Here is a 26,135-nt window from a genome sequence, read left to right on the forward strand (position 1 = left end):
GCCGCTGGCATGGCGGAGAGGGACAAGGACAAGCCGTTCGATCTGGCCCCCGTTGCGGGACAGGGCCGCGAGGGCGGCCTGTCGCGGATCGAGATCGCCGCCGGCGTCCTGAGCGTCGCCTGGCTGGGGCTGTCGGGCGCGCTGCTGGCCAGCGCGGACGGCGTTGCCGGGACCGGGGGCGGCGCGCTTGGCACGGCGGTCACGGTGCTGGCGCTGGCGCTGCCGGTCGGGCTGATCTGGGTGGTGGCGCAAGGCGCGCGCTCGGCGCGGCTGCTGCGTCAGGAAGCCGCGCGTCTGCAGGCGACGGTCGACTCGCTTCGCCAGGCCTATCTGGCGCAGCAGCAGGGCGCGGGCATGGATGTCCGCCCCTCGATGGAAAAGCGGATCGACGATCTGGCCCGCGCCCAGCGCGAAACCCAGGACGCGATCGCGACCTTCGCCACCCGGCGCGACCGGGCCGCCGAGATCGCCGATGTCCAGGGGCCGCAGGCCCTGTCGACCAAGGCCCATCCCGGCCCTTCGGCCCCCCGCACAGCGCCCGCCGCCTCTCCGTCGAAGACCCCGCCGGACGACCAGCCGCGTCTTGCCCTTGGCTCGGTGCCCGAGGACACGGTCCGGCCGCTGACCGTCGAGGAATTCATCCGGGCGCTGAACTTCCCCGAGGACACCTCGGACCGCGCCGGGTTCCGCGCGCTGCGCCGGGCGCTCGAGGATCGCACCGCGTCCAAGCTGGTGCGCTCGGCCCAGGACATCCTGACCCTTCTCAGCGAAGAGGGGATCTACATGGACGATCTGCATCCCGACCGGGCGCGTCCCGAGATCTGGCGCCGATTCGCGCAGGGCGAGCGCGGTCTGCCGGTCTCGGCCTTGGGCGGCGTGCGCGACCGGTCCTGTCTGGCGCTGACCGCCGCGCGCATGAAGAAGGACCCGATCTTCCGCGACGTGGCGCACCATTTCCTGCGCCAGTTCGACCGGGTTCTGGTCGAATTCGAGGCCGCCGCCAGCGATCAGGAGCTCAACGACCTGGCCGAGACCCGCACCGCGCGCGCCTTCATGCTGCTGGGCCGCGTCACCGGCATGTTCGGCTGAGCGACGCCTTCGCCCCGGCGCGCAACGCCTCGGGGTCGCTTGCCCCGAGAATCCAGGCCTCTTCGGCCAGTTCGGCGCCGGGCGGCACGTCCAGCAGCGCCGCGAGCCTGCCCGCGCCGCTGGCCGCCAGCACCGCCTCTGCCATCAGCCGCATCTGCCACTCGTCGAGGATCTGTCCGGGCCGGGCCGCCAGCGCCTCGGCCACCTCCGGGCCGATCATCGCGGGATAGATCTCGGCGAGGGTGAGGGGCGCCCCGGTCGCTCCGGTCGCTCCGGTCGGCTCGAACGGCCAGACCGCCAGATCGGTCCCGAACCGCCCGGCCAGCCGGTGCAGCATCGGCAGCCCGACCAGCACCTGCGAGCCGACCGCCCCCGCCCCGTAAAGCTGCCAGACGCTCTTGACGGCCCGCCCCGGCCCGCCACGATCGCGCAGCAGCCTCTCGACCCGGCGGTGCCGTGCAAAGGCGCTGTCGGCCGGGCGCGTGGTCGTCAGATCCGCCAGCCGCGCGGCGCGGGCCGCCGGACAGCCCCAGAAGGGGCCGCCTCCGGGCAGGGCGGCATTGATCGCATCGGCCAGCTCGAAGCGGCTGTTGCGGTTGTCCGGGCGGTCCTCCAGCCGGTCCGCGACCCAGGCCCAGACCGCGCGGGCCGAGGCGGTGCCGGTCAGCGCCCGGGCGAAACCCGCCGGATAGCCGAAGGCGAAATCGGCCCCCAGAAGCGCCCGGCGCCCCGCGCGGAGCTCGCCGTCCAGAAGATCGACAAGCGCCGCTTCGGCCGAGGCGCGGGTGCGAAAATAGGCCGTAGCGGTCGTCCAGCCCCGGCGCGCCACCGCGATCCAGATCGCATCGGCCGAGGGACGGGCCGGCGAGGGGCCGGACCGGGCCGACCAGTCGGCCATGATGACCGTATCCACCATGCTCATCCCAGCGCCGCCTCGGCCGCCGCCAGATCCTCGGGTGTGTTGACGTTGAAGAACGGATCGGGGCCGGGCACGGTCGCGAAATCGGCCAGCGCCGCGCCGCGCGCCGCGCCGAAGACGCCAAGCTTGCGCAGCCCGCCCGCGACCTCGGCGGCAAGCTCGTCGCGAAGCCCCACGGGCCAGAGCGCCGCAGTCGGATGGCGCCGCCCGCCGCTGGCCGCCATCGCAAGCCCGGTGCCCGCGGTCTCGGCCGCCAGCAGCAGGCGCGGCACCAGATCGCTGGGCAGGAAGGGCGTGTCGATGGCCGCGGTCACCAGCCAGTCGGCCCCATGCGCCGCGGCCCAGTCGAGCCCGGCCAGAACGCCCAGCAGCGGCCCCAGATCGCCCGGCGGCGGATCGGGCAGCACCGGCACGCCCGGACCAAGCCCGGCCGTCGCGTACGCCCCGGCCGGGCCGTTCGCGCTGAGCGCCAGCCGTTCGACCTGAGGCTCCAGCCTCTCGGCCACCCGCGCCAGAAGCGTCTGCCCGCCAAGCCCGATCAACGCCTTGTCGCGGCCTCCAAGCCGCCGCCCCTGCCCGCCCGCGAGGATCGTTCCGAAGATCCGCATGCCGCCTCCGGTTTGCGATTGCATCCTGTCCCGCCGGGCCTTACGCCCATCGGGACCTCTTCAGCCTAGTCCCCCGCCATGCCTGCCTCCACCCGGAACTCTGCCTATCTGACCGGCCTGCGCCAAGGCGCGCCGTTCCTTCTGATCCTGGTGCCCTTCGCGCTTCTCTTCGGGGTGGTGGCGACCGAGGCCGGGTTCTCGCTGCCAGAGGTGATGGGGTTTTCGATGGTGGTGCTGGCGGGGGCTGCGCAATTCTCGGCGGTGCAACTGATGGCCGAGAACGCGCATACGCTGGTGGTGATCGCCACGGCGCTGGCGGTCAACATGCGGATGGCAATGTACTCGGCCTCGCTGACGCCCTATCTGGGCGCGGCCCCGCTCTGGCAGCGGGCGCTGGTCGCCTATGGCCTCTTCGACCAGACCTACGCGGTCGCGCATGCCCGCTTTGAGGCGCGCCCCGAGATGACTGTGGCCGAGCGGATCGCCTTCTTTGCGGGCGCGGTCACGCCGATGCTGCCCGCCTGGTACGGCATGACCCTGGTCGGCGCGGTCGCGGGGCGCAGCATCCCGCCCCAATTCGCGCTCGACTTCGCGCTGCCGATCACCTTTCTGGCGATGGTCGCGCCCGCGCTTCGGACCCCGGCCCATGTCGCGGCGGCCGGCACTTCGGTCGCGCTGGCGCTGGTCTTTGCCGGGCTGCCCTTCAATCTGGGGCTGATGATCGCGGCGGTGGCGGCGATGGCCGTGGGCGCCGAGATCGAACGCCGGATGGGAGCGCGCTAGATGAGCTGGAGCACGGCAGGGACCTGGGCGATCATCGTCACGCTCGGGATCGGCACCTTCCTGATGCGGTTTTCCTTCCTCGGTGCGATGGGCGGGCGGCGGCTGCCCGACTGGCTGCTGCGGCACCTGCGCTATACGCCGGTGGCGGTGCTGCCCGCGCTGGTCGCGCCCGCCGTGGTCTGGCCGCCCGCAACCGGCGGCGACCCCGATCCGGCGCGGCTGGCCGCGGCGGTCGTCACCGTGGCCGTCGGCTGGTGGCGCAAATCCGTGCTGGCCGCCATCGGCGCGGGCGCGGTCACGCTTTACGCGCTTTTGTTCCTGTTGGGCTAAGGCAAACTGGGCTGAGGCGGCGGGCCTGCCGCCGCCCCTTTCCCGAGGCCAGGCCTACTGGCCCTCGACGATGCCCTGGACCAGTTCGTCGAACCGGGCGCGCTGTTGTTCGCGCAGCAGGTCCTCGTGTTCGTCGGGATCGTCGTCGTAATATTCGCGCGTGGTGACGCCCGGCAGCTTGGCGAAGGCCGACATCACCGCCTTGGGGCGGACGGTATGGGGGATGCTGTCGAAGCCCGGAAGCTGGTTCAGCACATCGCTGGTCGACCGGGCGCACATCGCCTTCGGCACAGCGCCATAACCCTCGACCAGCCGCAGCGCGCGCTCGGCCACCTCGGGCGAGACCTGCACCGTCTGGGCGACGACGTGATAGGTCACGCGGGCATGGTAGTCGATGTAGAACTCCAGCATCTTCGGGGTGATGCCATAATGCACGTCATTGCGTTCGGGGGCGGCACGGTGCCACCAGCTTCCGGCCGGATCGAAGATCACCCGTTCGCTGCCATTGATCATCAGCGCCGAATGCGCGCCCGAACCGGACCGGTTGTTGATCATGGTGTAAAGCGTGATCGAGGGCGGCGCGGCGTCCCGGTACTTGGCCCGGGCGACGGCTTCGTCGGGGGCCCAGGTGGATTCGGCGCCGCAGCCCAGCAGGAACAGCGGCAGAAGGCAGGCAATCAGGAAACGGAACATTTGGCAGACCGGAAATGGGCGGCGGCGGGCCGGAACGGCCGGACGGCGCGGCAGGAGGACGGAGAGAGGGCGGGGGCATGCGCGCGGCACGGCGGAACGGACAGGCGCGTCGCGCCGGTTCGGAAAGCTGCCATGCCTGCGGTATCCCCTGCCTGTTCGCTGGCGGCACCCTAGTCGAAGCCCCGGGCGCTGTCACCTTGCCGCCGCCCGCGATGCCGCGATGCAGCGCGGGGCGTGGCATTCCGCCCACGCCTGCGCTTCCCGGCGCGGGGTCAGGCTGTGCCGACCCTGTGAATGGCTCCGAGTGTCCTGGACGCCCTCATGCCTCAGTTTCTGCTGCCGCTCGAACTCGAGGGGCGACGGCATTCCGGTCCGCGCGTGCTTGCGCTTCGGGTTGTAGACATCCCGATGTCGTCGAACACGTCCTGCCGCGCTTCTTGGCGGGTCCGGTAGGTTCGGCGCCCGATCCTCTCCGCTTGAGCAGGTTGAAGAAGTTTCCGGCGACGGCGTTATCGTGGCAATTGCCGCGCCGGCTCGTGGAATGCTCCAAGTTGTGGGCTTTCAGGAAAGCGTCCCAGTCCAGGCTCGTGAACTGGCTTGCCTGATCCGCGTGGATCAGCCCCTCGGCCTTCGGCTTCCTGCGCCACGTGGCCATGAGCAGAGCCTGAAGCACGACGTCGGTCTCTGGCGTGACTGCATGGACCATCCGACCACGCGGCGTGAGGACAGATCGATCACCACCGCCAGGCAGGCGACGCCCTCCTGCGTCCGGATGGAGGTGATATCGGTCACCCGGACCTTGTCCGGCGCCTCCACGTCGAACCGGCGATTGAGGGTGGTGTCGACCACGACCGAGGGCTTGCCGCCATACGTCCCGGGGCGGCGCTTGGCGCCGATCTGAGCCGTGATCCCGGCCAGCCGGGTCAGGCGCGCAACGCGGTTCAGGCCGACATCTTCGCCCCGTTCAAGAAGATCGTCGTGCAGCTTGCGGTGCCCATGGACCTTGCCGCTTTCGGCCCAGGCTTCCTTCAGCAGGTCGGTCTGGCGGGCGTCTTCCTCGGCACGCTTGCCCAACGGCGCCTTAACCCAGCATAGAAGCCGCCCGGCCGGATGCGCAGACAACGGCACATCGCCCGGACGGAGAACTGTCCGCGATGCCCGGCCACGAACGCGTATCTCACGTTGCATCCCTGGCGAAATACGCGGTGGCCTTTTTCAGGATGTCACGCTCCTGAGACCCGGCCAGTTCCGTCTTCAGGCGCCGTATCGCGGTGTCCTTCTCCGCCTCTGCCGATGACCCTTCGCGAACGTCTCCTTCCAGGCGCAGAGCGAATACGGGCTGCCCCCGAGACGCTCGGACACGTCCCTGACCGGGCAGCCCCGCTCGGTGATCTGCGCGACCGCGTCCCGCTTGAACGCATCGCTGAACTTGCTGCAGCTCGTCATGGCCTCCTGGCCTCGAAATCAGCGAAGAAGACGCCAACGATACTCGGGGCTATTCACACCGAAACAGCCAGGCGCCGTCCGACCGGCGGCGCCGGGTCGCGCGGCCGGTGAGGTACAGGTGGTTCAGATGGCCGACCGCCTCGGCCAGCGCCAGCCCGTATTCGCCCGAACCGATCTCGCGGCGGTACAGCACCGGAAAGCAGTCGCAGGCGGAGCGTTCCTCGCCCAGCGCCTCGATCAGCCGGTTTAGCGCGCCGTGATGGTTCTCGATCAGTTGCACCAGACGGGTCGGCAGGCCGGTGAAAGGCAGCTTGTGACCCGGCAGGACCAGATGATCCTCGCGCGCATGGGTGGCGAAACGGGTGCAGCTTTCCAGCCAGCCCGCGACCGGATCGTTCAGCGGCTCGGTCGCGTAGACCCCGAGATTGGGCGAGATCGAGGGCAAAAGCTGGTCGCCTCCGATCACCAGCGCGTCGTCGCGGCTCCAGAGCGTGACGTGATCGGGCGCATGCCCGTCGCCCAGCCGCACGTCCCAGTCGCGCCCGCCCGCAGAGATCCGGTCGCCCTCGGCGAGCGCCCGGAAGCCCAGCGGCATCGGCGCCACCACATCGGCGAAGTTGAAGGGGCGTTCAGCCGCGCGTTCGGCCAGAACTGCGGCGTCCATCCCGGCGCCGCGATAGAACTCGAGCGTCTCGGGCCGGGGCAACGGCTGTTCGTCAAGCGTCAGCATCCGCGCGAACAGCCAGGCAGTGCGGCTGGTCCAGAGCTCGGCGCCATGGGCCGACTGGAACCAGCCCGCCAGCCCCACATGGTCGGGGTGGTGATGGGTCAGGATCACCCGCCGGACCGGGCGCCCGCCCAGCGGTCCGGCCAGAAGCGTCTGCCAGATCGCGCGGGTGCGCTCGGTGTCGAGCCCGGTATCGACCAGCGTCCAGCCCGGGCCATCGTCCAGCGCGAAGACGTTCACATGCTTGAGCGGCGGCGGCAGCGGCAGGCGCAGCCACAGCACGCCCTCGGCGATCTCGACCGCCGCGCCATCGTCGGGCGGAACCTCGAAGGGGGTGCGGATCGGGGCCAGGCTACCGTCCATCATGCGCCGAGATCGGCGTCGGACAGGGCGTACAGGTCGTCCGCCCCGGCCCGCGCCGCCGCCAGAGCCGAGACATGTTCGGGCAAGAGCCGCCGGATGAAGACGCGGGCCAGCGCGCTGCGCGGCCCCGAGCCGCCCTCGGCCAGCGCCGCCGCCAGGTGCAGCTGCGCGCCCAGCACCCGCGCCCAGGCGCGCAGGAACGGCACCGCCCCGGCAAAGCGGTCGGTCATCTCGCGGGCCAGCATCCATTCGGTGGTGTCGCGCAGCGCCTCGGCCGCGGTCCAGACCTCGACCGCAAGATCGGGGAAGACGCCGCGCGCCGCCTCGGCGGTCTGCTCGACCTCTTCGAGAAGCCGCCAGGCGACATCGCCGCCATCGGCCAGCTTGCGGCCCACCAGATCCATCGCCTGGATGCCGTTGGTGCCCTCGTAGATCGCGGTCACCCGCACGTCGCGCAGATATTGCGCGGCGCCGGTCTCTTCGATGAAGCCCATGCCGCCATGAACCTGCACGCCCTGCTGGGCGACCTCCATGCCGACCTCGGTGCCCCAGGCCTTGGCGATCGGGGTCAGGAAGGCCGCGCGCGCCGTCCAGTCGGCCTCGCCCGTCGCGGTGCCCATATCGGCCGCGACCGCGCAGGACAGCGCGATGGCCCGCGCGGCGAAGATCTCGGCCTTCATCCCCGCCAGCATCCGCCGCACATCGGCATGGCCGAGGATGCCGCCATCGCCCAGGGGCGTCGGACCCTGCCGCCGGTCGGCGGCATAGGCCAGCGCCTGCTGGAACGCGGCCTCGGCCACGCCCACGCCCTGCACGCCGACGCCGAGGCGCGCGTTGTTCATCATCGTGAACATCGCAGCCATGCCCTTGTTGGGCTCGCCCACCATCCAGCCGGTGGCGCCGTCGAACTCCATCACCGCGGTCGGGCTGCCATGCAACCCCAGCTTGTGTTCGAGGCTGACCACCTTGACGCGGTTCGCCACACCCGGCCGACCTTCGGCATCGGGCAGGTTGCGCGGCACCAGGAAAAGGCTGATCCCGCGCGTCCCTGCGGGGGCATCAGGCAGGCGCGCCAGCACCAGATGCACGACGTTCTCCATGAAATCGGCATCGCCCCAGGTGATGTAGATCTTCTGGCCGGTCACCGCATAAGTGCCGTCCCCATTGGGCACCGCCCGGGTCTTCAAGGCACCCACATCCGACCCCGCCTGCGGCTCGGTCAGGTTCATCGTGCCCGACCAGTCGCCCGCGATCAGTTTCGGCAGGTAAAGCGCCCGGATCTCGTCGCTGGCATGATGGCTGAGCGCCTCGATCTGGCCCTGGGTCAGCAACGGGTTCAGCTGCAACGACAGGCAGGCGCCGCTCATCATGTCGTTGACCGCAGTCGAAAGCGCGGTCGGCAGCCCCATCCCGCCATGCTCGGCGGGCGCCGACAGCGCCACCCAACCGCCCTCGGCAATGGCGCGATAGCCTTCGGCATAGCCCGGCGAGGTGCGCACCACGCCGTTTTCCAGCCGCGCCGGATGCAGGTCGCCCGGCCGTTGCAGCGGCGCCAGCACATCGTCGCAAAGCCGCCCCGCGCCATCGAGGATCGCCCGGGTCACATCGGGCGTGGCCTCGGAAAATCGGTCGGTCGCCACAACCTCGTCCAGCCCGACCACATGGTCGAGAATGAACTGGAATTCCGCCACAGGAGCACGATATGCCATGCAAGCCTCCATTGCCGCCGCTTGTCGGGGTCGTTCGGCGGATTTATCTGACCGCTCGTTTCGCGGGCAGAAGGTAACGGAACGCCCCGCCCCATCAAGCGCAAACGCAACGTAAGGGAACGTCCCATGAGCGCCGAATCGCTGACACCCGATGCCGACGGGCTGGCCCGCGCCGCCGCATTGCTGGCCGCAGGCAAGCTGGTGGCGCTGCCCACCGAGACGGTCTACGGGCTGGGCGCGGATGCCCGCGACGACCGCGCGGTGGCGCGGATCTTCGAGGCCAAGGGGCGGCCGCGCTTCAACCCGCTGATCGTGCATCTGCCCGATCTTGGCGCCGCCGCGCGGCTGGCCAGTTTCCCGGACCCGGCGCTGCGGCTGGCCGAGGCGTTCTGGCCCGGCGCACTGACGCTGGTGCTGCCGCTTTTGCCCGGGTCCGGGCTGTCGCCGCTGGTCAGCGCGGGCCTGCCCACCGTGGCGGTGCGCGTGCCCGATCATCCGGTCGCCCAGGGGCTGCTGCGGGCCTTCGGCGGGCCGGTCGCGGCGCCGTCCGCCAACCCCTCGGGCGCGGTCAGCCCGACCCGGCCCGAGCATGTGATCGAGGGGCTCGGGTCGCGGATCGCGGCGGTGGTCGATGGCGGCGCCTGCCCGGTCGGGGTGGAATCGACCATCCTCGGTTTCGACGCGGACGGCGGGCCGGTTCTTCTGCGGCCGGGCGGGCTGCCCGCCGAGGCGCTGGAAGACTGCCTTGGCATGGCGATCGCCGCGCGGGCCGAAGGGGCCGCGATCACCGCGCCGGGTCAGTTGGGGTCGCATTACGCGCCCGGAGCGCGGGTCGTGCTGGAGGCCGAGGTGCCGCCGCCGGGGGCGCTCTGGCTGGGCTTCGGGCCGGGCTGTGCGGGGGCCGCGCTGAACCTGTCGGCCTCGGGCGATCTGGTCGAGGCGGCGGCCGCGCTGTTCCATGCGCTGCGCCGGCTCGACGCCCGCGCCGCGCCGGGCCAGACCATTGCCGTCGCGCCGGTCCCCGACCACGGGCTCGGCCGGGCGATCAACGACCGGCTGCGCCGCGCGGCCGCGCCCCGGCCCTGAACCGGATTCTTCGGGCGACTTTCAGGCGCGCCCGGCGGCGGGCAATCTTTCAGGCGCGCCCGGCGGCGGGCAATCTTTCAGGCGCGCCCGGCGGCGGGCAGTCTTTCAGGCGCGCCCGGCGGCGGGCGACAACAACAGCGGGTCGATGCCCATCAGCCGCATGGCGCGTTCCCATTTGCTGCCATCGGCACCGTCGAAGACCAGCGCCGGGTCGGCATCGCAGGTCAGCCAGCCGTTCTGCCGGATCTCGTCCTCGAGCTGCCCCGGCCCCCAGCCCGCATAGCCCAGCGCCAGAAGCGAACTGGACGGGCCGCCGCCCTGGGCGATGTCCTCGAGGATATCGAGCGTCGCGGTCATCCCGAACCGGGCATCGACCCGAAGCGTGTTGTCGCGGTCGGTGCGATACTCGCCCGAATGCAGAACGAAGCCCCGCGAATGTTCGACCGGCCCGCCAAAATGCACCCGGATGTCGCGCGCGCCGGGGCTGCGGGGGATGTCGAGCTGGTCGAGAAGATCCGAAAACGAAATCTCGCTGAGCGGCTTGTTGACGATCAGGCCCATCGCGCCCTCGTCGGAATGGGCGCAGAGATAGACCACGCTTCTTTCGAAGCGGGGATCGCCCATGCCGGGCATCGCAATCAGAAGCTTGCCTCCAAGCTGCATTCTGCCCTGTCCTGTCGCCTGCTCGGTTCAAGCATGTGCCCGAGCCGGGCAGGACGCAAGGGCACGGTTCCGCAATTGTGGCGTTCTCTCGCCGCTTTGTGATTCCGCGCCGGGGACAGAGCGCCTATCTTGGGCGCCATGGCAAGAAATCTGTTCGTTCCGATCGCCGCCGCCCTGATCCTTGCGGCCCAGGCCCTGACCTCCCCCGCCCGGGCAGAGACCGCCCTGCCCCCGGACAGCGTGGTCAGCGGCGAGATCCTGCCCGGCTGGCAGACCGACCGCGGCACCTACATGGCCGCGCTGCATCTGACCCTCGCGCCGGGCTGGAAGACCTACTGGCGCGCGCCGGGCGATGCGGGCATCCCGCCCCGGTTCGACTGGCACGGGTCGAAGAATGTCGCGGCGGTGCGGCTGCACTGGCCGCGGCCCACCGTGTTCTCGTCGAACGGGATGCGCACCATCGGCTATGTCGACGATCTGGTCCTGCCGATCGAGGTGACGCCCGGCGAGCCCGGGCGCCCGATGGAGATCCGGGCGCGGATCGACCTGGGGGTCTGCCACGACATCTGCATGCCGATGGAGCTCAGGCTCGACGAACGGTTGCCGGGTGAAAGCCGTGCCGCGCCGATCCGGGCCGCGCTGGCAGCCCAGCCGCTTGATGCGCGCGCGGCCCGTGTCGGACGGGTGGCCTGCGAGGTCGAGCCGATCGCGGACGGGCTTCGGCTGACCGCGCGGATCGAGGTGCCGCCGCTGGGCGGCGACGAAACCGCGGTGTTCGAACTGCCCGACCCCTCGATCTGGGTCGCCGAGACCGAGATGAACCGCGAGGGTAGTTTGTTGGTCGCGCGATCGGACATCGTGCCCGCGGACGGGACGCCCTTCGCGCTCGACCGCTCTTTGGTGCGGATCACGCTTCTGGGCCAGGACCGCGCGGTCGACATTCAGGGCTGCGGCGGGGCGCGCTGAGCGCCCGGCCCTCTCAGGCCCCTCTCAGGACTTGCGGCCCTCGACCAGCGCGACGGCGATGGCCAGCGCCAGGATCAAAGCGCTTCCGCAGACGAACAGAATAAACGCCGCAAGCGGCGCCGGAAGGGCGGCCAGCGGCGGCACCAGCGCCAGCCAGATCCCCGGCAGCCCGCCCCCCAGCAGTTCGGGCAAAAGCGTCCCCGAGAATACCCCGGCCATCCCGAACGCGGCCCGCGCCGGGACCGGCATCGCCCGACGCCCGCGCCCGCCCAGCGCCCGGCGCAGGGCGCCGACCTGCCGCCCGAGATCCTGCTGCATCGCCAGCAGGGACGGCACCACCAGCAGCACCAGCCCGACCCCGAAGCCAAGCCCGTAGACCAGCGTGATGACCGTCGGCTTGAGGAACTGGGCCTGCTGCGAGGTCTCGAACAGAAGCGGCGCGAGCCCCAGCACCGTGGTCAGCGTCGTCAGCACCACCGGCCGCAGCCGGTCGGCGGTCGCATCGACGATGGCGGGCACCAGCCCGCGCCGGTCGGCATATTCGTCGACCGTACTGACCAGCACGATGGAATCGTTGATGATGATCCCGGTCATGCCGATCAGCCCGACGACGGTGAACATCGACAGCGGCACATCCCATTGCGCGTGGCCCCAGATCGCGCCGACCAGCCCGAAGGGAATGATCGCCATCACCACGACCGGCCGGGTCCAGCTGGAGAAGATCCAGGCCAGAATCAGGTAGATCCCGACAAGGCACAGCCCGAAGCCCAGCCGCGCATCGGCAAGAAAGTCCTTTTCCTGTTCCGACAGCCCGCCCAGCCGCCAGGAGACGCCCAGATCGCGCTCGATCGCGGGCAGGATCGCGTCTTTCAGCCGGGTCGAGATTTCGGCGGCGCGCGCCGGGTCGTCCTCGGACAGATCGCCGGTGACCGTGACCACCCGCAGCCCGTTTTCGCGCCGGACCGAGGAAAACCCGGTGCGGCGCTCGACCGTGACCAGATCGGCCAGCGGCAGATAGACGCCCTCGGGGCTGCGCACCTGCATCCGGTCGAGGAAATCGGCGGTCAACTCGGCCTCGGGCAGCTCGACCCGGATCGTGGCCGAACGCGGCCCCTCGGGATAGGTCGCGGCCTCGATCCCGTTGATGCGGTGGCGCAGCACCCGGCCCAGATCCTCGATCGTGAAGCCCAGCGCCGCACCCTGGGCGGTCAGATCCAAGACCGCCTCTTCCTTGTCATAGGCCAGGCTGTCTTCCAGCGCCGAGACCTCGCCAAAGCGCGCAAGCTCGGCCTTCAGCCGTTCGGCCGCGGCCTTCAGCACCCGCGCCTCGGCGCCGAAAAACTGGACATCGAGCGCATCGCCCCCCGGCCCGGCCCGCCAGCTGCGGAAACTGAGGCTTTCCACCTTGGGATGGGGCCGCACCTCGTCCTGAAGCGCGCGCACGAAGTCGAAGGAGGAATAGGGCCGGGCATCGGCGTCGATCAGTTCAAGCGAAATCGCCCCCAGAAGGTCCGGGTCCTTGATCTCGGCCCCGGCCAGCCCGCGCCCGGCATTGCCGCCCATCTCGGCCAGCGCATAGGTCACGGGGTCGCTGCCATATTCCGCCGCATAGCGCGCCCCGACCGCCTCGGCCGCGCGCTGCAGCTCGGCCATCATCGCGGCGGTATCGGCCCGGTCGGCGCCGGAAAGCATCATGAAATTGCCGGTGACCGACCGCTCTTCGGGGGCGTTGAAGAACCGCCAGGGCACATCGCCCCGGATCACCGCCGCCACCTGCACCGCCAGCAGCAGCAGGCAGCCCGCCATCACCGGATAGCGGCCCCGGATCACCAGCCGCATCAGGCGGCGGAACGGGCCTTCGCGGAACCGCCGGAACCCCCGGTTGAACTGGCGCGACGGCCAGTCATACCAATGCTCCTTGGCCGAATGGGCCAGCGCATGGACCATGTGATTGGGCAGGATCAGGAAGCATTCCACCAACGAGGCGGTCAGCACCGCGATCACGGTGAAGGGAATATCGGCGATCAGATGCCCCATGCGCCCGCCGATCACCACCAGCGCATAGAAGGCGACGATGGTGGTCAGCGTCGCCGAAAAGACCGGCGCGGCCATCCGGCGGGCGGCGTTCTCGGCGGCCAGCACCGGCGGCTCGCCCAGATGGCGGGCGCGGAAATCGGCATGCTCGCCCACCACGATGGCATCGTCGACCACGATCCCGAGGGTGATGATCAGCGCGAAAAGCGAGATCATGTTGATCGTCAGCCCGGCCGCGAACATCAGCGCGGCGGTGGCCAGCATGGCGACCGGAATGCCCGCCGCCACCCAGAAGGCGGTGCGCGCGTTCAGAAACAGGAACAACAGCCCCAGCACCAGCCCGAGCCCCATCAGCCCGTTGCCGAGCAGGATGTCGAGCCGCCCGGCGATATAATCGGCCTGGGTCTGGATCAGGTCGATGCGCACGCCCTCGGGCAGCGACGGCGTCATCCCGGCCACGACGGCGCGCACCACGGCCTCCATCTCGATGGCGTCGCCCCGGTCCGAGCGGTCGACCCGGAGCGAAATCGCCGGGTCGGGGCCGACGAAATAGGCGCGGTCGCGGTCGGCGCCCTCGACCCGGATCTCGGCCAGATCGCCCACGGTCAGCTTGGAGCCGTCCGGATAGGAGCGCAGGACGATGCCGGCGATGCTGGCCGCGCTGCGCTTCTCGATCCCGGTCCGGACCCTCGTATTGCCGCCCGAGACATCGCCCGCGGGCGCGGTCTCGGCCTCGGCGGCCAAAACGGCAGCGATCTCGGCCATGGTGATGTCATGGCGCATGAGCTCGATCGAGGGCACCTCGACCAGCGTCTCGGGCGCGGCGAGGCCGCGGATCGTGCTGCGGGTGATGCCCGCGGCGAACAGCCGGTCGACCAGCTCGTCGGCCAGCCGCCCGATCTGGTCCACCGCGACCGGGCCGGTGATCACCACATCGGTCACCCGGTCGCGCCAGGCGCCGCGCGTCACCTCGGGCTCTTCGGCCTCTTCGGGCAGGTCGGTTTCGGCATCGACCGCGGCCTGCACGTCGTTGGTGGCCCGCGCCATGTCCCAGCCGGGCTCGAAATCGAGGGTGATGGTGGCCAAGCCCTCGACCGATTGCGACGCGGTCTCTTCCACCCCCTCGACCGCGCGGAGTTCCGGTTCCAGCAGTTGCACGATCCCGGCATCGACCTCTTCGGGCCCCGCGCCCTCCCAGATCACCGAGACCGAGACCGTCTCGACGATCACGTCGGGAAAGAACTGCGCCCGCATCCGCGGCGCGGCAAAGAGACCGGCCACGATCAGCAGCAGCAACAGCAGGTTCGCCGCCGTCCGGTGGCGGGTGAAATAGGACAGAAGCCCGCCCGCGGCGCTGGCAACCCGGCCCGGCACCGGCCTAGCCCCCCATCCGGGTTTCAAGCCGTTCGACCAGTTGCGCGGGCACACGCGGCTGGTCGAGCTGGGCGCGGATCCGGGCGCGCGCCTCCTGCGGCAGGGCCGGGCTGGTCTCGACGAAGGTGATCAGCGCGGCGCGGCGTTCGGGGCTGAGCTCGACCGTCGCCTCTGTCGCGTCGTCCGGTTCGGCGGCGGCGTCGGGGCGCAGCGGGCGCACCCTGATGCCCGCCCCCAGAAGCGGCGAGCGTTCGGCCACCGCCTCGCGGCCCGCAAGCCCGGGCGCGCGCAGGAGCACCCGGTCGCCCTGACGGTGCAGCAGCGTGACCGGCACCGCCTCCAGCCGGTCTTCGGCGTCCAGCACCAGAATCTCGTTCGCCGCGTCCAGCGCGGTGGCGGGCAGGACCGCGACATCCTCCAGCGCGGGTTCCTCGACCCGGAGCGTCACGAAATCGCCCGGCCGGAAGCCCGGCGCGTCGTCGAGCCGGGCATAGACCAGCCGCCCGACCTGGCCATCTGGCACCGCCCCGCTTTCGCGCGACAGCACCCCCCGCGCGGTCAGGTTGGCGCCGTAGACATCGAGCGTCACCGTCACCGGCAGCGGCCGCAACGCGCCCCTCTCGTCCAGCAGGCGGCTGAACTCGGCGGTCGAGACCCGCACCCCGGCCTCCAGCGCCGAGACGTCGATCAGGTCGGCCACCCGTTCATTGGCCCCGACCAGCCCGCCCTCGACCAGGCTCACATCGATCAGCGTGCCGGAAAAGGCCGCGCGCAGTTCGGTATCGGCCAGTGCCCGTTCGGCATCGCCCAGCGCGATCCGGGCCCGGGCCAGCGCGGTCAAGGCCGTTTCAAGCCCGATCTCGGCCTGGGCCAGCGCCTGGCGGCGGGACACCACCGCCTGATCGGCGGCGGCGGCCGTCAGCTCTGCCTCTTCGACCGCGGCATCGGTGCCGACACCGCGCCCGCGCAGATCCTTCTGGCGACCCAACGCCTTCTGCCGCAACCCGGCCTGCAGCTCGGTCGCGGTCAGTTCGTCATGAGCCAGATCGAGGCGCCGCCTGGCATCGCGCAGATCGGCCTCGGCCTGGCTCAGATCGGCCCGCGCCAGATCCCGGGCCGAGGTCGCATCGGCCGGATCGACCCGCAGCAGCAGATCGCCCGCCGCGACCCGCCCGCCCTCCTCGAAAGCGGGATGCAGATAGACCACCCGGCCGCTGGCCTCGGCCCGAAGCTCGAGGCTGCGGCGCGAGCGGATCTCGCCGAAGGCGGTCAGCTCGGGCGTCACGGTCCGGGGGCGGAGCGGGACGACATTGACCGAGAAGACCCGCTCGGCCACGGGCGGCGCCTTGGGCCGGTCGGACCGGCGCGCGTCGATGGCTGACCGCAGCGTCGCCGCCGCATAGGCCAGCAGCCCAAGCGTCAGGGCCAGCAGGAACAGCCCCGTGAGGCTGCGGCGGAGGAAACGCATCGAACCGTCCTTTCCCGTCGCATCGGGTCGCAAGGCCGCCTGCCACGGCGCCCGACAGAAACGCCCGGGCGGCCGCAACGGGGCACACATTCACTATGGCGAATATACCTATTTCCGTCGGCGGTGTTCGTCGAGTCGCGGAAAGATCTCGACGAAATTGCAGGGAGGGTGGCGATAGTCGAGCTGATGCACCAGAATTTCGTCCCAGGCATCCTTGCAGGCGCCGGTACTGCCCGGCAGCGCGAAGAGATACGTGCCCTGGGCGACGCCGCCGGTGGCCCGGCTTTGCACCGCAGACGTGCCGATCTTGCCGAAGGACACCAGGGTGAAGAGCGTCGCGAAGGCCTCGATCTCCTTCTCGTAGACGTCGCGATGGGCCTCGACGGTCACGTCGCGCCCGGTCAGCCCGGTGCCCCCGGTCGAGATCACCACGTCGATTTCGGGATCGGCACACCAGGCGCGCAGCTGGTCCGCGATCTCGGCGCGCTCGTCCTTCAGGATCTTGCGATCGGCCAGAATATGCCCCGCCGCCTCGATCCGGTCGGCCAGCGTCTGGCCAGACCGGTCCTCGGCCAGCCCGCGCGTGTCCGACACGGTCAGGACCGCGATCCTGACCGGGACGAACTCCCTGGTCCCGTCGATACCTGCCATGCCTACCCCTTTTGCAGAACCGCCAGCCGCACCGCCAGCGCCGTGAAGATCGCCGCCGAAACGACGCCAAGTGCGCGCTCGACCGCGCGCGAGCCGCTCAGGACCTGCCGCGCCCGCCCGGCGAAGACCCCGACCGCGCCGTTGACGATGAAGCCCCCGAGCGACAGCACAGCCCCCAGGATCAGGAATTGCGCCAGCACCGCGCCGCGCTCGGCCACCACGAATTGAGGCAGAAAGGCCAGCACGAAGAGGATCACCTTGGGATTGGTGAGGTTCACCGCCAGCGCCTCGCGGAAGGCCCGGCGGGGGGTGACCGCGGGCAGGCCCGGCGCCAGCGCCCCGTGCCGGAGCGCCCCCCAGGCCAGCCAAAGCAGATAGGCGACGCCCGCCCAGCGGATCGCCTCGAACGAGCCCGGGACCGCCGCCACCACGGCGCCGAGCCCAAGCCCCGCCAGCGTGACATGGACGAAACAGCCCAGCGCGATCCCGAGATCGGCCGCCAGCGCCGCGCGCGGGCCGCCGCGCAGCCCCTGCCCCAGACAGAACATCATGTCGGCCCCGGGCGTCAGGTTCAGGGCCAGCGCCGCCGGCACGAAGGCCGCCAGCGTCAGGGGATCGACCGGCCCCATCATCCGCCCCTCAGCCGCGCCTGCAGCATCAGCAGATCGTGCCAGGCATCGCGCTTGGCATGGGGATTGCGCAGCAGATAGGCCGGGTGAAACATCGGCAGCGCGGGCCGGCCCAGCGCCTCGACCCAGTGGCCGCGCAGCCGGGTGATGCCCTTCCGGCCCAGAAGCGCGCCGCAGGAATGGTTGCCCATCAGCACGAGGATGTCGGGATCGGCAAGCGCCACATGGCGTTCGAGGAAGGGCAGCATCATCGCCACCTCCTGCGCCTCGGGATCGCGATTCTGCGGCGGGCGCCAGGGCAGGACATTGGTGATGTAAAGCGCGCGCTCGGCCGCAGGATCGGCGCGCCCCAGCCCGATCTGCGCGAACATCAGGTCCAGAAGCTGCCCGGCGCGGCCCACGAAGGGCTTGCCCTGCAGGTCCTCGTCCCGGCCCGGCGCCTCGCCGATCACCATCACCCGCGCTTTCGGATGGCCGTCGGAAAAGACGAGGTTCCGCGCGCCCTTCTTCAGCTCGCATGCCTCATAGGCGGCCATCGCCGCCGCCAGCCCTTCCAGATCCTGCGCCGCGGCCGCCGCCGCGCGCGCCAGCGCCACCGGGTCGACCGCCGCGGGCCGGGTCGCGGGCGCGACGGCGGCTGCCACGGGCCTGGGCGCCGGGGCGGGCCGGACTTCCTCATAGCGGTTCACCGGGCTCTCGCCGATGGCCTCGGTCGCGCCGAGTTCCACCTGCCAGGCCAGAAGCGCCAGAGCGTCCTGCGGGGTCAATGCGGGTTCCATGGCGCCTAGGCTATGCCGCCGCAGGGGGCTTCGGCAATGCCTCCCTTGCCCGCGCGGCCCCCCGTTTCTATAAGCGGGCCACTCAGGTCGGAGGCCCCATGGAATTTCGCGCGCGTCACCTGCTTGGCATCGAACATCTCAGCCCCTGGGATGTTCGCATCATCCTCGATCTGGCCGAAACCTATGTCGACCTCAGCCGCGGCGCGACCAAGCACGCCGATGTGCTGGCGGGGCTGACCCAGATCAACATGTTCTTCGAAGCCTCGACCCGGACCCAGTCGAGTTTCGAGATCGCGGGCAAGCGGCTTGGCGCCGACGTGATGAACATGGCGATGCAGGCCAGTTCGATCAAAAAGGGCGAGACCCTGATCGACACGGCGCTGACGCTGAACGCCATGCATCCCGATCTGCTGGTGGTGCGCCACCCGCATTCGGGCGCGGTCGACCTGCTGGCGCAGAAGGTCAATTGCGCGGTGCTGAACGCGGGCGACGGGCGGCACGAACACCCGACCCAGGCGCTGCTGGACGGGCTGACGATCCGCCGCGCCAAGGGCCGGCTGCAGCGGCTGACGGTCGCGATCTGCGGCGACATCGCCCATAGCCGGGTGGCGCGCTCGAACATCCTGTTGCTGGGCAAGATGGAAAACCGGGTGCGGCTGATCGGGCCGCCGACGCTGATCCCGTCCGGGGCCGCCGATATGGGGGTCGAGGTCTATGACGACATGAAAGAGGGCCTCGAGGGCGCCGATGTGGTGATGATGCTGAGGCTGCAGAAAGAGCGGATGGATGGCGGCTTCATCCCCTCGGAGCGCGAATATTACCACCGCTTCGGGCTCGATGCCGAAAAGCTGGCCTATGCCAAGGACGACGCCATCGTGATGCATCCGGGGCCGATGAACCGGGGCGTCGAGATCGACGGGACGCTGGCCGACGACATCAACCGGTCTGTCATTCAGGACCAGGTCGAGATGGGGGTCGCGGTCCGGATGGCCTGCATGGATCTGCTGGCACGCAACCTGCGCGCGGCCCGCGCCGCCGGGGAGGGCACCTATGTTTGATCCCAAGGCCGAGACGCCGCTGGAAGAGGGCGAGACCGTGCGGCTGCGCTTTCAGGGCGACCGTGCCGCTTATATCAAGGCCCATGTGGTGATCGCGGTCCTTGCCGGGATCGGTGCGACGGGTCTGCTGGCGCTGACCGGCAACCCCTACCCCTGGGCCGGGATCGTGGCGGCGGTGCTGGCCATCGGGGTGCGCGGCGCCTTCCTGATGGGCGACGAGATGGGCGCAAGCTGGACCCTGACCGACCGCGCCCTTCTGGGCCCGGGCGGGCGGCGCGTGCGTCTGTCCAGCATCGCGAAGGTCCGGGTGATCGGCGCGGCGACGCAGGTGATCACGCTGGGCGGCGACAAGCATCTGATCAAGTTCCTCGCCGATCCGGCCGGGGTGAAGGCCCGGATCGACGCGGCAAGAACCGCCCCCGGAGGGGCCGAGGCATGAGAACCGTCTTTTCCAACGCCCGCCTGATCGACCCCGAGGCCGGCACCGACGCCCCCGGCTGGATGCTGACGGGCGGCGGCACGATCCTCGATCAGGGGCGTGACGCGCCGCCCGATTGCGACCGGGTGATCGACTGCAAGGGCGCCTGTCTTGCCCCCGGCATCGTCGATATCGGGGTGAAGATCTGCGAGCCGGGCGAGCGCCACAAGGAAAGCTTCCGCAGCGCGGGGCTTGCCGCCGCCGCGGGCGGCGTCACCACCATGGTCACCCGGCCCGACACCCTGCCCGCCATCGACACGCCCGAGGTGCTGGAATTCGTCACCCGCCGCGCGCGCGAGGCGAGCCCGGTCCGGATCAAGCCGATGGCCGCCCTGACCAAGGGCCGCGAGGGCCGCGAGATGGTCGAGATCGGCTTTCTGCTGGATGCAGGCGCCGTGGCCTTCACCGATGGCGATCATGTGGTGACCGACACCAAGGTGCTGAGCCGGGCGATGACCTATGCCCGGTCGCTGGGCGCGCTGGTGATGGCGCATCCGCAGGACCCCGGGCTGTCGGGCGGCGCCGCCGCGACCTCGGGCAAGTTCGCCTCGCTGCGCGGCCTGCCCTCGGTGCCCGCGCTCGCCGAGCGGATGGGCTTCGACCGCGACATGGCGTTGGTCGAGCTGACCGGCGTGCGCTACCATGCCGACCAGATCACCACCGCCCGCGCCCTGCCCGCGCTGGACCGCGCCAAGGCCAATGGCCGCGACGTGACCGCGGGCGTCTCGATCCATCACCTGACGCTGAACGAATTCGACGTCGGCGATTACCGCACCTTCTTCAAGGTCAAGCCGCCGCTTCGGGCCGAAACCGACCGGCTGGCGCTGGTCGAGGCCGTGGCCTCGGGACTGATCGACGTGATCTCGTCGATGCACACGCCGCAGGACGAGGAATCGAAGCGCCTGCCCTATGAAGAGGCCGCCTCGGGCGCGGTCGGGCTGGAGACCCTCCTGCCGGCCGCGATGCGGCTGGTGCATGCGGGCGCGATCTCCCTGCCCCAGCTGTGGCGCGCGCTGGCGCTGAACCCGTCGCGGCGGCTTGGCCTGTCGACCGGACGGCTCGCCAGGGGCGCCCCGGCCGATCTGGTGCTGTTCGATCCCGACGCGCCCTTCGTGCTGGACCGCTTTGCGCTGAAATCGAAATCGAAGAACACGCCTTTCGACGGCGCCCGGATGCAAGGCCGCGTGCTGGGCACCTGGGTCGCCGGGACCCGCGTCTACGACGGAGACTGACCCGATGCCGATGCTCGACACTTCCGTTCTTCTGCTGGCGCTGTTCGGGGTCGGCGGCTACCTGCTGGGGGCGGTGCCCTTCGGCCTCGTCATGGCCCGGCTTTTCGGGCTGGGGGATCTGCGCAAGATCGGGTCGGGCAATATCGGCGCGACCAACGTGCTGCGGACCGGCAACAAGCTGGCCGCCTTCCTGACGCTGGTGCTGGATGCGGGCAAGGGCGGGATCGCGGTGCTGATCGCGCGGGCGCTGGCGGGCGAGGACGCGGCCCAGATCGCGGGCGGCGCGGCCTTCCTGGGCCACCTCTTCCCGGTCTATCTGGGCTTCAAGGGCGGCAAGGGGGTCGCGACCTTCCTCGGCACGATCCTGGCGCTGGCCTGGCCCGTGGGGATCGCCGCCTGCGCCACCTGGGCCGCGGTCGCGGCGGCGCTGCGCTATTCCTCGCTCTCGGCGCTGGCCGCGGCGGCGCTTACGCCGGTCTGGGCCATCGTGCTGAACCGCGCCGAGGTCGTCTTGTTGACGGCGGTGCTGGCGGTCCTGATCTTCATCCGCCATCATGCCAACATTCGCCGCCTTCTGGCCGGGACCGAACCGAAGATCGGCCGCAAGACCGGCTGAGGCCCGCGCCGAGGCGCAGGCCTTTCCGGGTTCGGACTTTGGGCTCAGACCTGTTCCAGCTCGATCAGCGTGCCGTTGAAGTCCTTGGGATGCAGGAACAGCACGGGCTTGCCATGGGCGCCGATCTTCGGCTCGCCCGAGCCCAGAACCCGCGCGCCCTGCGCCTTCAGCCGGTCGCGGGCGGCCAGGATATCCTCGACCTCGTAGCAGATATGATGGATGCCGCCCGAGGGATTCTTGTCGAGGAAGCCCTGGATCGGGCTCGCCTCGCCCAGCGGGTAAAGCAGTTCGATCTTGGTGTTGGGCAGTTCGATGAAGACCACGGTCACGCCGTGATCGGGCTCGTCCTGCGGCGTTCCGACCTTGGCCCCCAGGGTATCGGCATATTGCGCCGAGGCGGCCTCGAGATCGGGCACGGCGATGGCGACATGATTGAGACGGCCGATCATCCTTTGTCCTCCTGATGATGTGCGGCCGGTTTATCCGCCCTGCCGCAGCGCGGCGCAAGCCCCTGCGGACGGCGCGAGCCTTTGGCAGGGCCGCAGCGTCCGCCATCCCCGGCCGTGCCGGGCTGCACGGGCCCCCCTTATGGAAGACAGGCATGCCCAAGCCTCCATGGTCATGCCCAAGTGTCCGGTCGAAATGGGGGCCAGTTCACCAATGAAACGGTCGATTTTTCTACTACGGTTTTTGTCGGGTTCCTCGCGCCTCGCTCATACGCGCTTGCATCTCTGGCCGGAAGCAACGCAAGGCCTCTGTCAAACACGATAAGCGCCGAAGCCCGGTCCCCGGGGACGTCGGCACCAATGCCGGGAGATCAACTTCGCTCCGCAAGCCTTTGCTTAAATATCAGTTATCGAAACCTCTCCCCTAGGGGATGAGGGACTTGAACCCCCAACCAAGGCGTTATGAGCGCCCTGCTCTGACCATTGAGCTAATCCCCCCAGGAGCGGTCGTCCGGTACAGCAATTTAGCTGTGACGCCAAGAGTGTTCGACCATTCGATCCGACTTTCCGGCCAATTCGGTCTACCGGCGCGTCGGACGACCAGGACACTTGCCGACCTACCGGCCTCGGCACCTGTTCTTAACTGGGTGGATCATCCAAACCGTCCGCGCCCCCCCCTGCGAACAAGGGCTCGCCCCCCGACGACGGCGTCACGACCGCCCTGCCTTGGCCGGTGAGCCGCAGGTCCGAACCCGCGGGGGCTTCGGCCTCCCGGAGAGAGGAGGCAAGACGAAACCGCGTTGCCGACGGTTTCCGGCCGCGGATCGAGGCCGGCGCGCGCGGCCGTGACGTTGTCTTGCCACGCTTACCAGCGCAGCGACCTAGGCGTTCCCGCGCCCGATGCAGAGCGCGCGAAGGCATGGGCGACGGGCGAGCGTCTCTATGTCGCGAAAGACAAACCTTGCCGCCGTTGCGGTGGTGTCCATCGCCAGCCAGGAGACGACATTTTCTTCGACTGCGAGCGTACGAGGAGGGACGCGGCCAAGGCAAGAACGGAGACCCGGCCAGAGGTTTGGCGGCTTGTCCAAACCGACGGCGACGTTTAAACGTCGAACCGTGGCCCCTTAGCTCAGCTGGATAGAGCATCCGCCTTCTAAGCGGACGGCCGAGGGTTCGAGTCCTTCAGGGGCCGCCAATTGCATCACTATGTCGATAGTCAGGGCATTTGTCCTTTCGGGTCACGATGTGCCCCTTGGGTGCCGTTTTGCCCAGGCTCGGTTTGCCCGCCGCTAGAGGGCAAACACCTCATTTGCACCCGCAGCGCGGGTGCGCCGCTTCATGAAAACCTAGAGGTCTGATCAGCGCCTGTCTCGCCGTGGTGTCACGTTCGGCCAGCGGTACGCGAGGCTGCGTCTTGTGGTAGTTAGCTAAGTGGCTGCGGTCAGGCACTTTGCACTAGAAATCTGCTCCTGTGGGATGAATTCGGACCAGGATTGCGGTGGACGTGCCTTGCCTCAGACCGCTATTCATTGTGTTCAGACTGTTAGCGGTGATGATTCAATGACTTCCCTCCGACCAAATCTCGTTAAACGTATAGAGCGGCTACCCAAGCCGACGAACGTAGCCGGGGCGATGCAGCCGCTATTCGAGGCAGTCAGCAATGCTATTCACTCAACACAAGAGCGATACGGAGATCGGGTCGCGGCTGACGGGCGGGTTGTTGTGACGGTGAATACCAATCGCAATAAAGACGACGTCTGGGCAACCGTCGAAGACAACGGATACGGATTGACGGACAAAAACTGGGAAGCATTCACCACGACTGATACTGACAACAAAATTGAAGCCGGTGGCAAAGGTGTTGGTCGCCTGATCTGGCTGGATTGCTTCCAAGACATCCGTATTAGCTCGGTGTATGTGAACGGTGACGGAGGGCGTCATCGGCGTTCATTTAAGTTCCGGCTGGCGCTCGAAGACCAAATCGAAGACCTCACAGTGGAGGGGGTCGAAGATTCGACGGACAGCACATTCCACGTCAAGTTTTCTAACCTCCGCAACAACGGCTACCTGTCAAATTTCCCGGGCCGCGGTAGCTTCGTCTTTCAGCATCTTACTTCTCATTTCCTCCCAGCGTTTATCGGCGGTCGCAGCCCGCAGGTCACCGTCCATGTTGGAGACGAAACGCGGGAATATCCAAGCGCGATTTCCGAGATCGTACATCGAGACGAAACGCCGGAGCCGATTGAGACTGAAGATTACGGTTTCCTCCACCTAACTCTGATGGAATGCGACAAAATCGCCAGCTCTGATCTTAAAGGCAGGCACTTTGTCCACTTCATTGCGCACGATAGGACTGTCCACTCACAGTGCATCGACGGCAAGCTCGGGCTTGCCTACTTTGGCGAAGCAAATGACCGAGTATTTCACGCAATTCTGACCGGAGATTATCTGGATCAGAACGTCAATCAGGAGCGTACGGCATTCGTTTTCGAGGATGTTATCATTGATCGAATGATAAACGACGTCTGTTTTGCGAAGATTGAGGGTTTTCTGTCAGAACCACTGGCCAAGCTGAAAGGCGAACAAAGAGGCACCATCGAGACCATCACAGCCACCTACCCATCAGTGGCCTTTGGGGATCTTGAAGAGTTACAGGACAGGGTGCCGTCGGGCGAGCTAAAGGCCGACGCCATCTATGGTCATCTTGCACGTGAGCGGTTCCGCCGGGATGAGCGGCAAGCTGAAAAGATCCGGGGTGTGCTAAGCCGCTTGAAGGAAGGCGGTGTCGACATTGGCACATTTAGCGAAGCAATCGCGGACGCCAGCGAGGCAATAGAGAACGCGGAGCAGAGGAGCCTCGCCGAATACATCGTGCGCCGGAAAGTGGTCCTCGATTTCATCGAGATATTGCTTGAGAAAGTCCGGGACGACACGCGAGACAGCTCATATCAGCGTGAAGACATCCTTCACTCATTCATCTGCCCCCTCCGGATCAAGACGATTGAAGGCGGTGGAAGCAAGGTCGAGCCTGCAGCGTCTCACGACCTCTGGATCGTAGATGAGCGCCTAACATTCGCCCAATATTTCAGCTCGGACGTAGAGTTTCGCAAGCTCTCAGAAGCGCTTGAAAGTGACGAGCGCCCTGACGTCCTGATTTTCGACTACGTACACGGCCTGCGGCAGACTGAAGAACCGTCGAAGGTTTTGTTGGTTGAGTTTAAACGCCCAGGGCGGACGAGTTACGCTGACGACGAGAATCCCCAGTTTCAGGTTGAGCGTTACGTCAAGCAGCTACAATCCGGGGGGCTATCTGACGTTCGGGGACGTCCAATTTCGCTCGACAACAATACGATCTTCTACTGCTACATAGTGGCAGATATCGTGGGGAAGATGGACACTTGGACGTACTCCTGGCAGCGCACGGCTGACGGACGCGGCAGGATATACCGACCTAACAGCGGATTCCACGGTTCCATAGAGCTCTTGGGCTGGGATCAGTTGATCGGCGACGCCCGCGCGCGCAATCAAGCCTTCTTCGATAAGGCAGGCATCTCGGGCGAGAGCTTCTTCAGCAAAGGGTAGCGGCAGTCAGAGTTCTGAGGTACCGCTTGCATGCGTGCCGGAAGCTTACCGCCGATTGGGATTCACGTCTCATTGGGCGTATGGGAAATCAGGCGCCTCTCTGATCTCGTTGGGGAAGCCTTTGCGCGCTAGCGATTTAACAAAAAACCACTTTCTGCCCCTCTCATCTCGCCTTAGGCTCAGGACCCATTGATCTGCTTGAAACCGCTACGGCTGAATGATTCAAGCTCCCGGACTGACGGTGGGTGATGATGAGCAACCTTTTCTGGCTGACCGACGAGCAGATGGAGCGGTTGAAGCCGTTCTTTCCGAAGAGCCATGGCAAGCCGCGGGTCGATGATCGGCGCGTGTTGAGCGGAATAATCTTCATCAATCGCAATGGGTTGCGCTGGTGCGATGCGCCTCG

Annotated in this window: 22 protein-coding genes, 2 tRNA genes and 2 pseudogenes; 12 read left to right on the forward strand and 14 right to left on the reverse strand. The window is 68.5% G+C overall.

Translation table 11 applies throughout. The annotated features are described in order from the left end of the window. The first annotated feature begins 9 nt into the window (after window positions 1–9). The gene (locus EV657_RS13440) at window positions 10–1,089 is read left to right on the forward strand and encodes a hypothetical protein (protein WP_075785322.1); all 1,080 of its coding nucleotides are present in this window, start codon (window positions 10–12) and stop codon (window positions 1,087–1,089) included. On the opposite strand, the gene EV657_RS13445 is transcribed toward EV657_RS13440, so the two are convergent. Together EV657_RS13445 and mobA are read right to left on the reverse strand one after the other, a co-directional pair. Next, window positions 1,070–2,011 (reverse strand): molybdopterin guanine dinucleotide synthesis, encoded by a 942-nt coding sequence (locus EV657_RS13445; RefSeq protein WP_134078275.1) that lies wholly within the window; start codon window positions 2,009–2,011, stop codon window positions 1,070–1,072. The two genes, EV657_RS13440 and EV657_RS13445, sit on opposite strands and share 20 nt — an antisense overlap. Continuing rightward, the gene (gene mobA / locus EV657_RS13450; protein ID WP_134078276.1) at window positions 2,008–2,616 is read right to left on the reverse strand and encodes a molybdenum cofactor guanylyltransferase MobA; all 609 of its coding nucleotides are present in this window, start codon (window positions 2,614–2,616) and stop codon (window positions 2,008–2,010) included. Before mobA ends, EV657_RS13445 begins: the two co-directional genes overlap by 4 nt. A 78-nt stretch (window positions 2,617–2,694) precedes the next feature. Here mobA and EV657_RS13455 point away from each other — a divergent pair, with 78 nt between their 5' ends. Next, a complete protein-coding gene (locus EV657_RS13455; protein ID WP_134078278.1) occupies window positions 2,695–3,399 on the forward strand; it encodes an AzlC family ABC transporter permease in 705 nt (234 codons plus the stop codon). Beyond that, window positions 3,400–3,729, forward strand: coding sequence for an AzlD domain-containing protein (locus tag EV657_RS13460; RefSeq protein WP_075785318.1), 330 nt, complete (start codon window positions 3,400–3,402; stop codon window positions 3,727–3,729). It begins immediately after the preceding gene. Window positions 3,730–3,783: 54 nt separating this feature from the next. Here EV657_RS13460 and EV657_RS13465 read toward each other — a convergent pair whose 3' ends face one another. The 4 genes and pseudogenes from EV657_RS13465 to EV657_RS13480 all read right to left on the reverse strand — a co-directional run bounded on the left by EV657_RS13465 (window position 3,784) and on the right by EV657_RS13480 (window position 8,667). After that, window positions 3,784–4,422: a hypothetical protein gene (locus EV657_RS13465; RefSeq protein ID WP_134078280.1), complete on the reverse strand. Its 639-nt coding sequence runs from the start codon at window positions 4,420–4,422 to the stop codon at window positions 3,784–3,786. A 312-nt stretch (window positions 4,423–4,734) separates the two neighbouring features. Then, window positions 4,735–5,868 (reverse strand): annotated as a pseudogene (locus EV657_RS13470) (IS3 family transposase); the annotation flags it as partial. 49 nt (window positions 5,869–5,917) lie between these two features. Further along, on the reverse strand, window positions 5,918–6,961 hold the full coding sequence (locus EV657_RS13475) for an MBL fold metallo-hydrolase (protein ID WP_425057258.1): 1,044 nt from the start codon (window positions 6,959–6,961) through the stop codon (window positions 5,918–5,920). Further along, complete coding sequence (locus tag EV657_RS13480; protein WP_075785315.1) at window positions 6,958–8,667, reverse strand: acyl-CoA dehydrogenase family protein; 1,710 nt, start codon at window positions 8,665–8,667, stop codon at window positions 6,958–6,960. Before EV657_RS13480 ends, EV657_RS13475 begins: the two co-directional genes overlap by 4 nt. Before the next feature lie 126 nt (window positions 8,668–8,793). On the opposite strand from EV657_RS13480, the gene EV657_RS13485 reads away from it, so the two are divergent. Further along, entirely contained in the window at window positions 8,794–9,753 is a 960-nt protein-coding gene (locus tag EV657_RS13485; protein ID WP_134078282.1) for an L-threonylcarbamoyladenylate synthase, read from the forward strand. A gap of 105 nt (window positions 9,754–9,858) precedes the next feature. Here the strand turns inward: EV657_RS13485 and EV657_RS13490 are convergent. Then, a pseudogene (locus EV657_RS13490) lies at window positions 9,859–10,425 on the reverse strand (YqgE/AlgH family protein); the annotation flags it as partial. 129 nt (window positions 10,426–10,554) lie between these two features. Between EV657_RS13490 and EV657_RS13495 the strand changes: the two are divergent. Then, the gene (locus EV657_RS13495) at window positions 10,555–11,382 is read left to right on the forward strand and encodes a protein-disulfide reductase DsbD domain-containing protein (RefSeq protein ID WP_134078284.1); all 828 of its coding nucleotides are present in this window, start codon (window positions 10,555–10,557) and stop codon (window positions 11,380–11,382) included. A gap of 24 nt (window positions 11,383–11,406) precedes the next feature. Here EV657_RS13495 and EV657_RS13500 read toward each other — a convergent pair whose 3' ends face one another. The 5 genes from EV657_RS13500 to EV657_RS13520 form a co-directional block, all read right to left on the reverse strand. Continuing rightward, window positions 11,407–14,790 carry an efflux RND transporter permease subunit gene (locus EV657_RS13500; protein ID WP_134078286.1) on the reverse strand — a complete coding sequence of 1,128 codons (3,384 nt, stop codon included), beginning with the start codon at window positions 14,788–14,790 and terminating at the stop codon, window positions 11,407–11,409. Window positions 14,791–14,794: 4 nt separating this feature from the next. After that, entirely contained in the window at window positions 14,795–16,258 is a 1,464-nt protein-coding gene (locus tag EV657_RS13505) for an efflux RND transporter periplasmic adaptor subunit (protein ID WP_134078288.1), read from the reverse strand. 108 nt (window positions 16,259–16,366) lie between these two features. After that, a complete protein-coding gene (moaB, locus tag EV657_RS13510; protein ID WP_075785309.1) occupies window positions 16,367–16,909 on the reverse strand; it encodes a molybdenum cofactor biosynthesis protein B in 543 nt (180 codons plus the stop codon). 2 nt (window positions 16,910–16,911) lie between these two features. After that, window positions 16,912–17,541, reverse strand: a complete 630-nt coding sequence (locus EV657_RS13515; protein WP_243837610.1) for a LysE family translocator — start codon at window positions 17,539–17,541, stop codon at window positions 16,912–16,914. Further along, entirely contained in the window at window positions 17,538–18,317 is a 780-nt protein-coding gene (locus tag EV657_RS13520) for a uracil-DNA glycosylase (RefSeq protein WP_134078291.1), read from the reverse strand. The genes EV657_RS13515 and EV657_RS13520 overlap by 4 nt, the downstream gene beginning before the upstream one ends. Before the next feature lie 98 nt (window positions 18,318–18,415). Here EV657_RS13520 and EV657_RS13525 point away from each other — a divergent pair, with 98 nt between their 5' ends. From EV657_RS13525 to plsY, 4 genes are read left to right on the forward strand one after another with little or no spacing between them, the layout of a single operon-like run. After that, window positions 18,416–19,375: an aspartate carbamoyltransferase catalytic subunit gene (locus EV657_RS13525; protein ID WP_075785306.1), complete on the forward strand. Its 960-nt coding sequence runs from the start codon at window positions 18,416–18,418 to the stop codon at window positions 19,373–19,375. Further along, a complete protein-coding gene (locus EV657_RS13530; protein ID WP_113670289.1) occupies window positions 19,368–19,814 on the forward strand; it encodes a hypothetical protein in 447 nt (148 codons plus the stop codon). The genes EV657_RS13525 and EV657_RS13530 overlap by 8 nt, the downstream gene beginning before the upstream one ends. Next, the gene (gene pyrC / locus EV657_RS13535; protein WP_113670288.1) at window positions 19,811–21,085 is read left to right on the forward strand and encodes a dihydroorotase; all 1,275 of its coding nucleotides are present in this window, start codon (window positions 19,811–19,813) and stop codon (window positions 21,083–21,085) included. The genes EV657_RS13530 and pyrC overlap by 4 nt, the downstream gene beginning before the upstream one ends. 4 nt (window positions 21,086–21,089) lie before the next feature. Continuing rightward, window positions 21,090–21,701 carry a glycerol-3-phosphate 1-O-acyltransferase PlsY gene (gene plsY, locus EV657_RS13540; protein ID WP_075785303.1) on the forward strand — a complete coding sequence of 204 codons (612 nt, stop codon included), beginning with the start codon at window positions 21,090–21,092 and terminating at the stop codon, window positions 21,699–21,701. Between the two features lie 44 nt (window positions 21,702–21,745). On the opposite strand, the gene mce is transcribed toward plsY, so the two are convergent. Together mce and EV657_RS13550 are read right to left on the reverse strand one after the other, a co-directional pair. Continuing rightward, window positions 21,746–22,150, reverse strand: coding sequence for a methylmalonyl-CoA epimerase (gene mce / locus EV657_RS13545; protein ID WP_075785302.1), 405 nt, complete (start codon window positions 22,148–22,150; stop codon window positions 21,746–21,748). A 422-nt stretch (window positions 22,151–22,572) separates the two neighbouring features. Then, window positions 22,573–22,645: transfer RNA gene (locus tag EV657_RS13550), tRNA-Ile, on the reverse strand. A gap of 620 nt (window positions 22,646–23,265) precedes the next feature. On the opposite strand from EV657_RS13550, the gene EV657_RS13555 reads away from it, so the two are divergent. The 3 genes from EV657_RS13555 to EV657_RS13565 all read left to right on the forward strand — a co-directional run. Beyond that, window positions 23,266–23,342 (forward strand) — tRNA-Arg (locus EV657_RS13555). Between the two features lie 365 nt (window positions 23,343–23,707). Further along, window positions 23,708–25,729, forward strand: coding sequence for an ATP-binding protein (locus tag EV657_RS13560; protein ID WP_208323271.1), 2,022 nt, complete (start codon window positions 23,708–23,710; stop codon window positions 25,727–25,729). A 251-nt stretch (window positions 25,730–25,980) separates the two neighbouring features. Beyond that, window positions 25,981–26,135: transposase (locus EV657_RS13565; RefSeq protein WP_134077675.1), on the forward strand; the 155-nt coding region annotated here is incomplete at its 3' end.

Origin of the sequence: Rhodovulum visakhapatnamense, assembly GCF_004365965.1 — a bacterium.
GTDB classification, from domain to species: domain Bacteria; phylum Pseudomonadota; class Alphaproteobacteria; order Rhodobacterales; family Rhodobacteraceae; genus Rhodovulum; species Rhodovulum visakhapatnamense.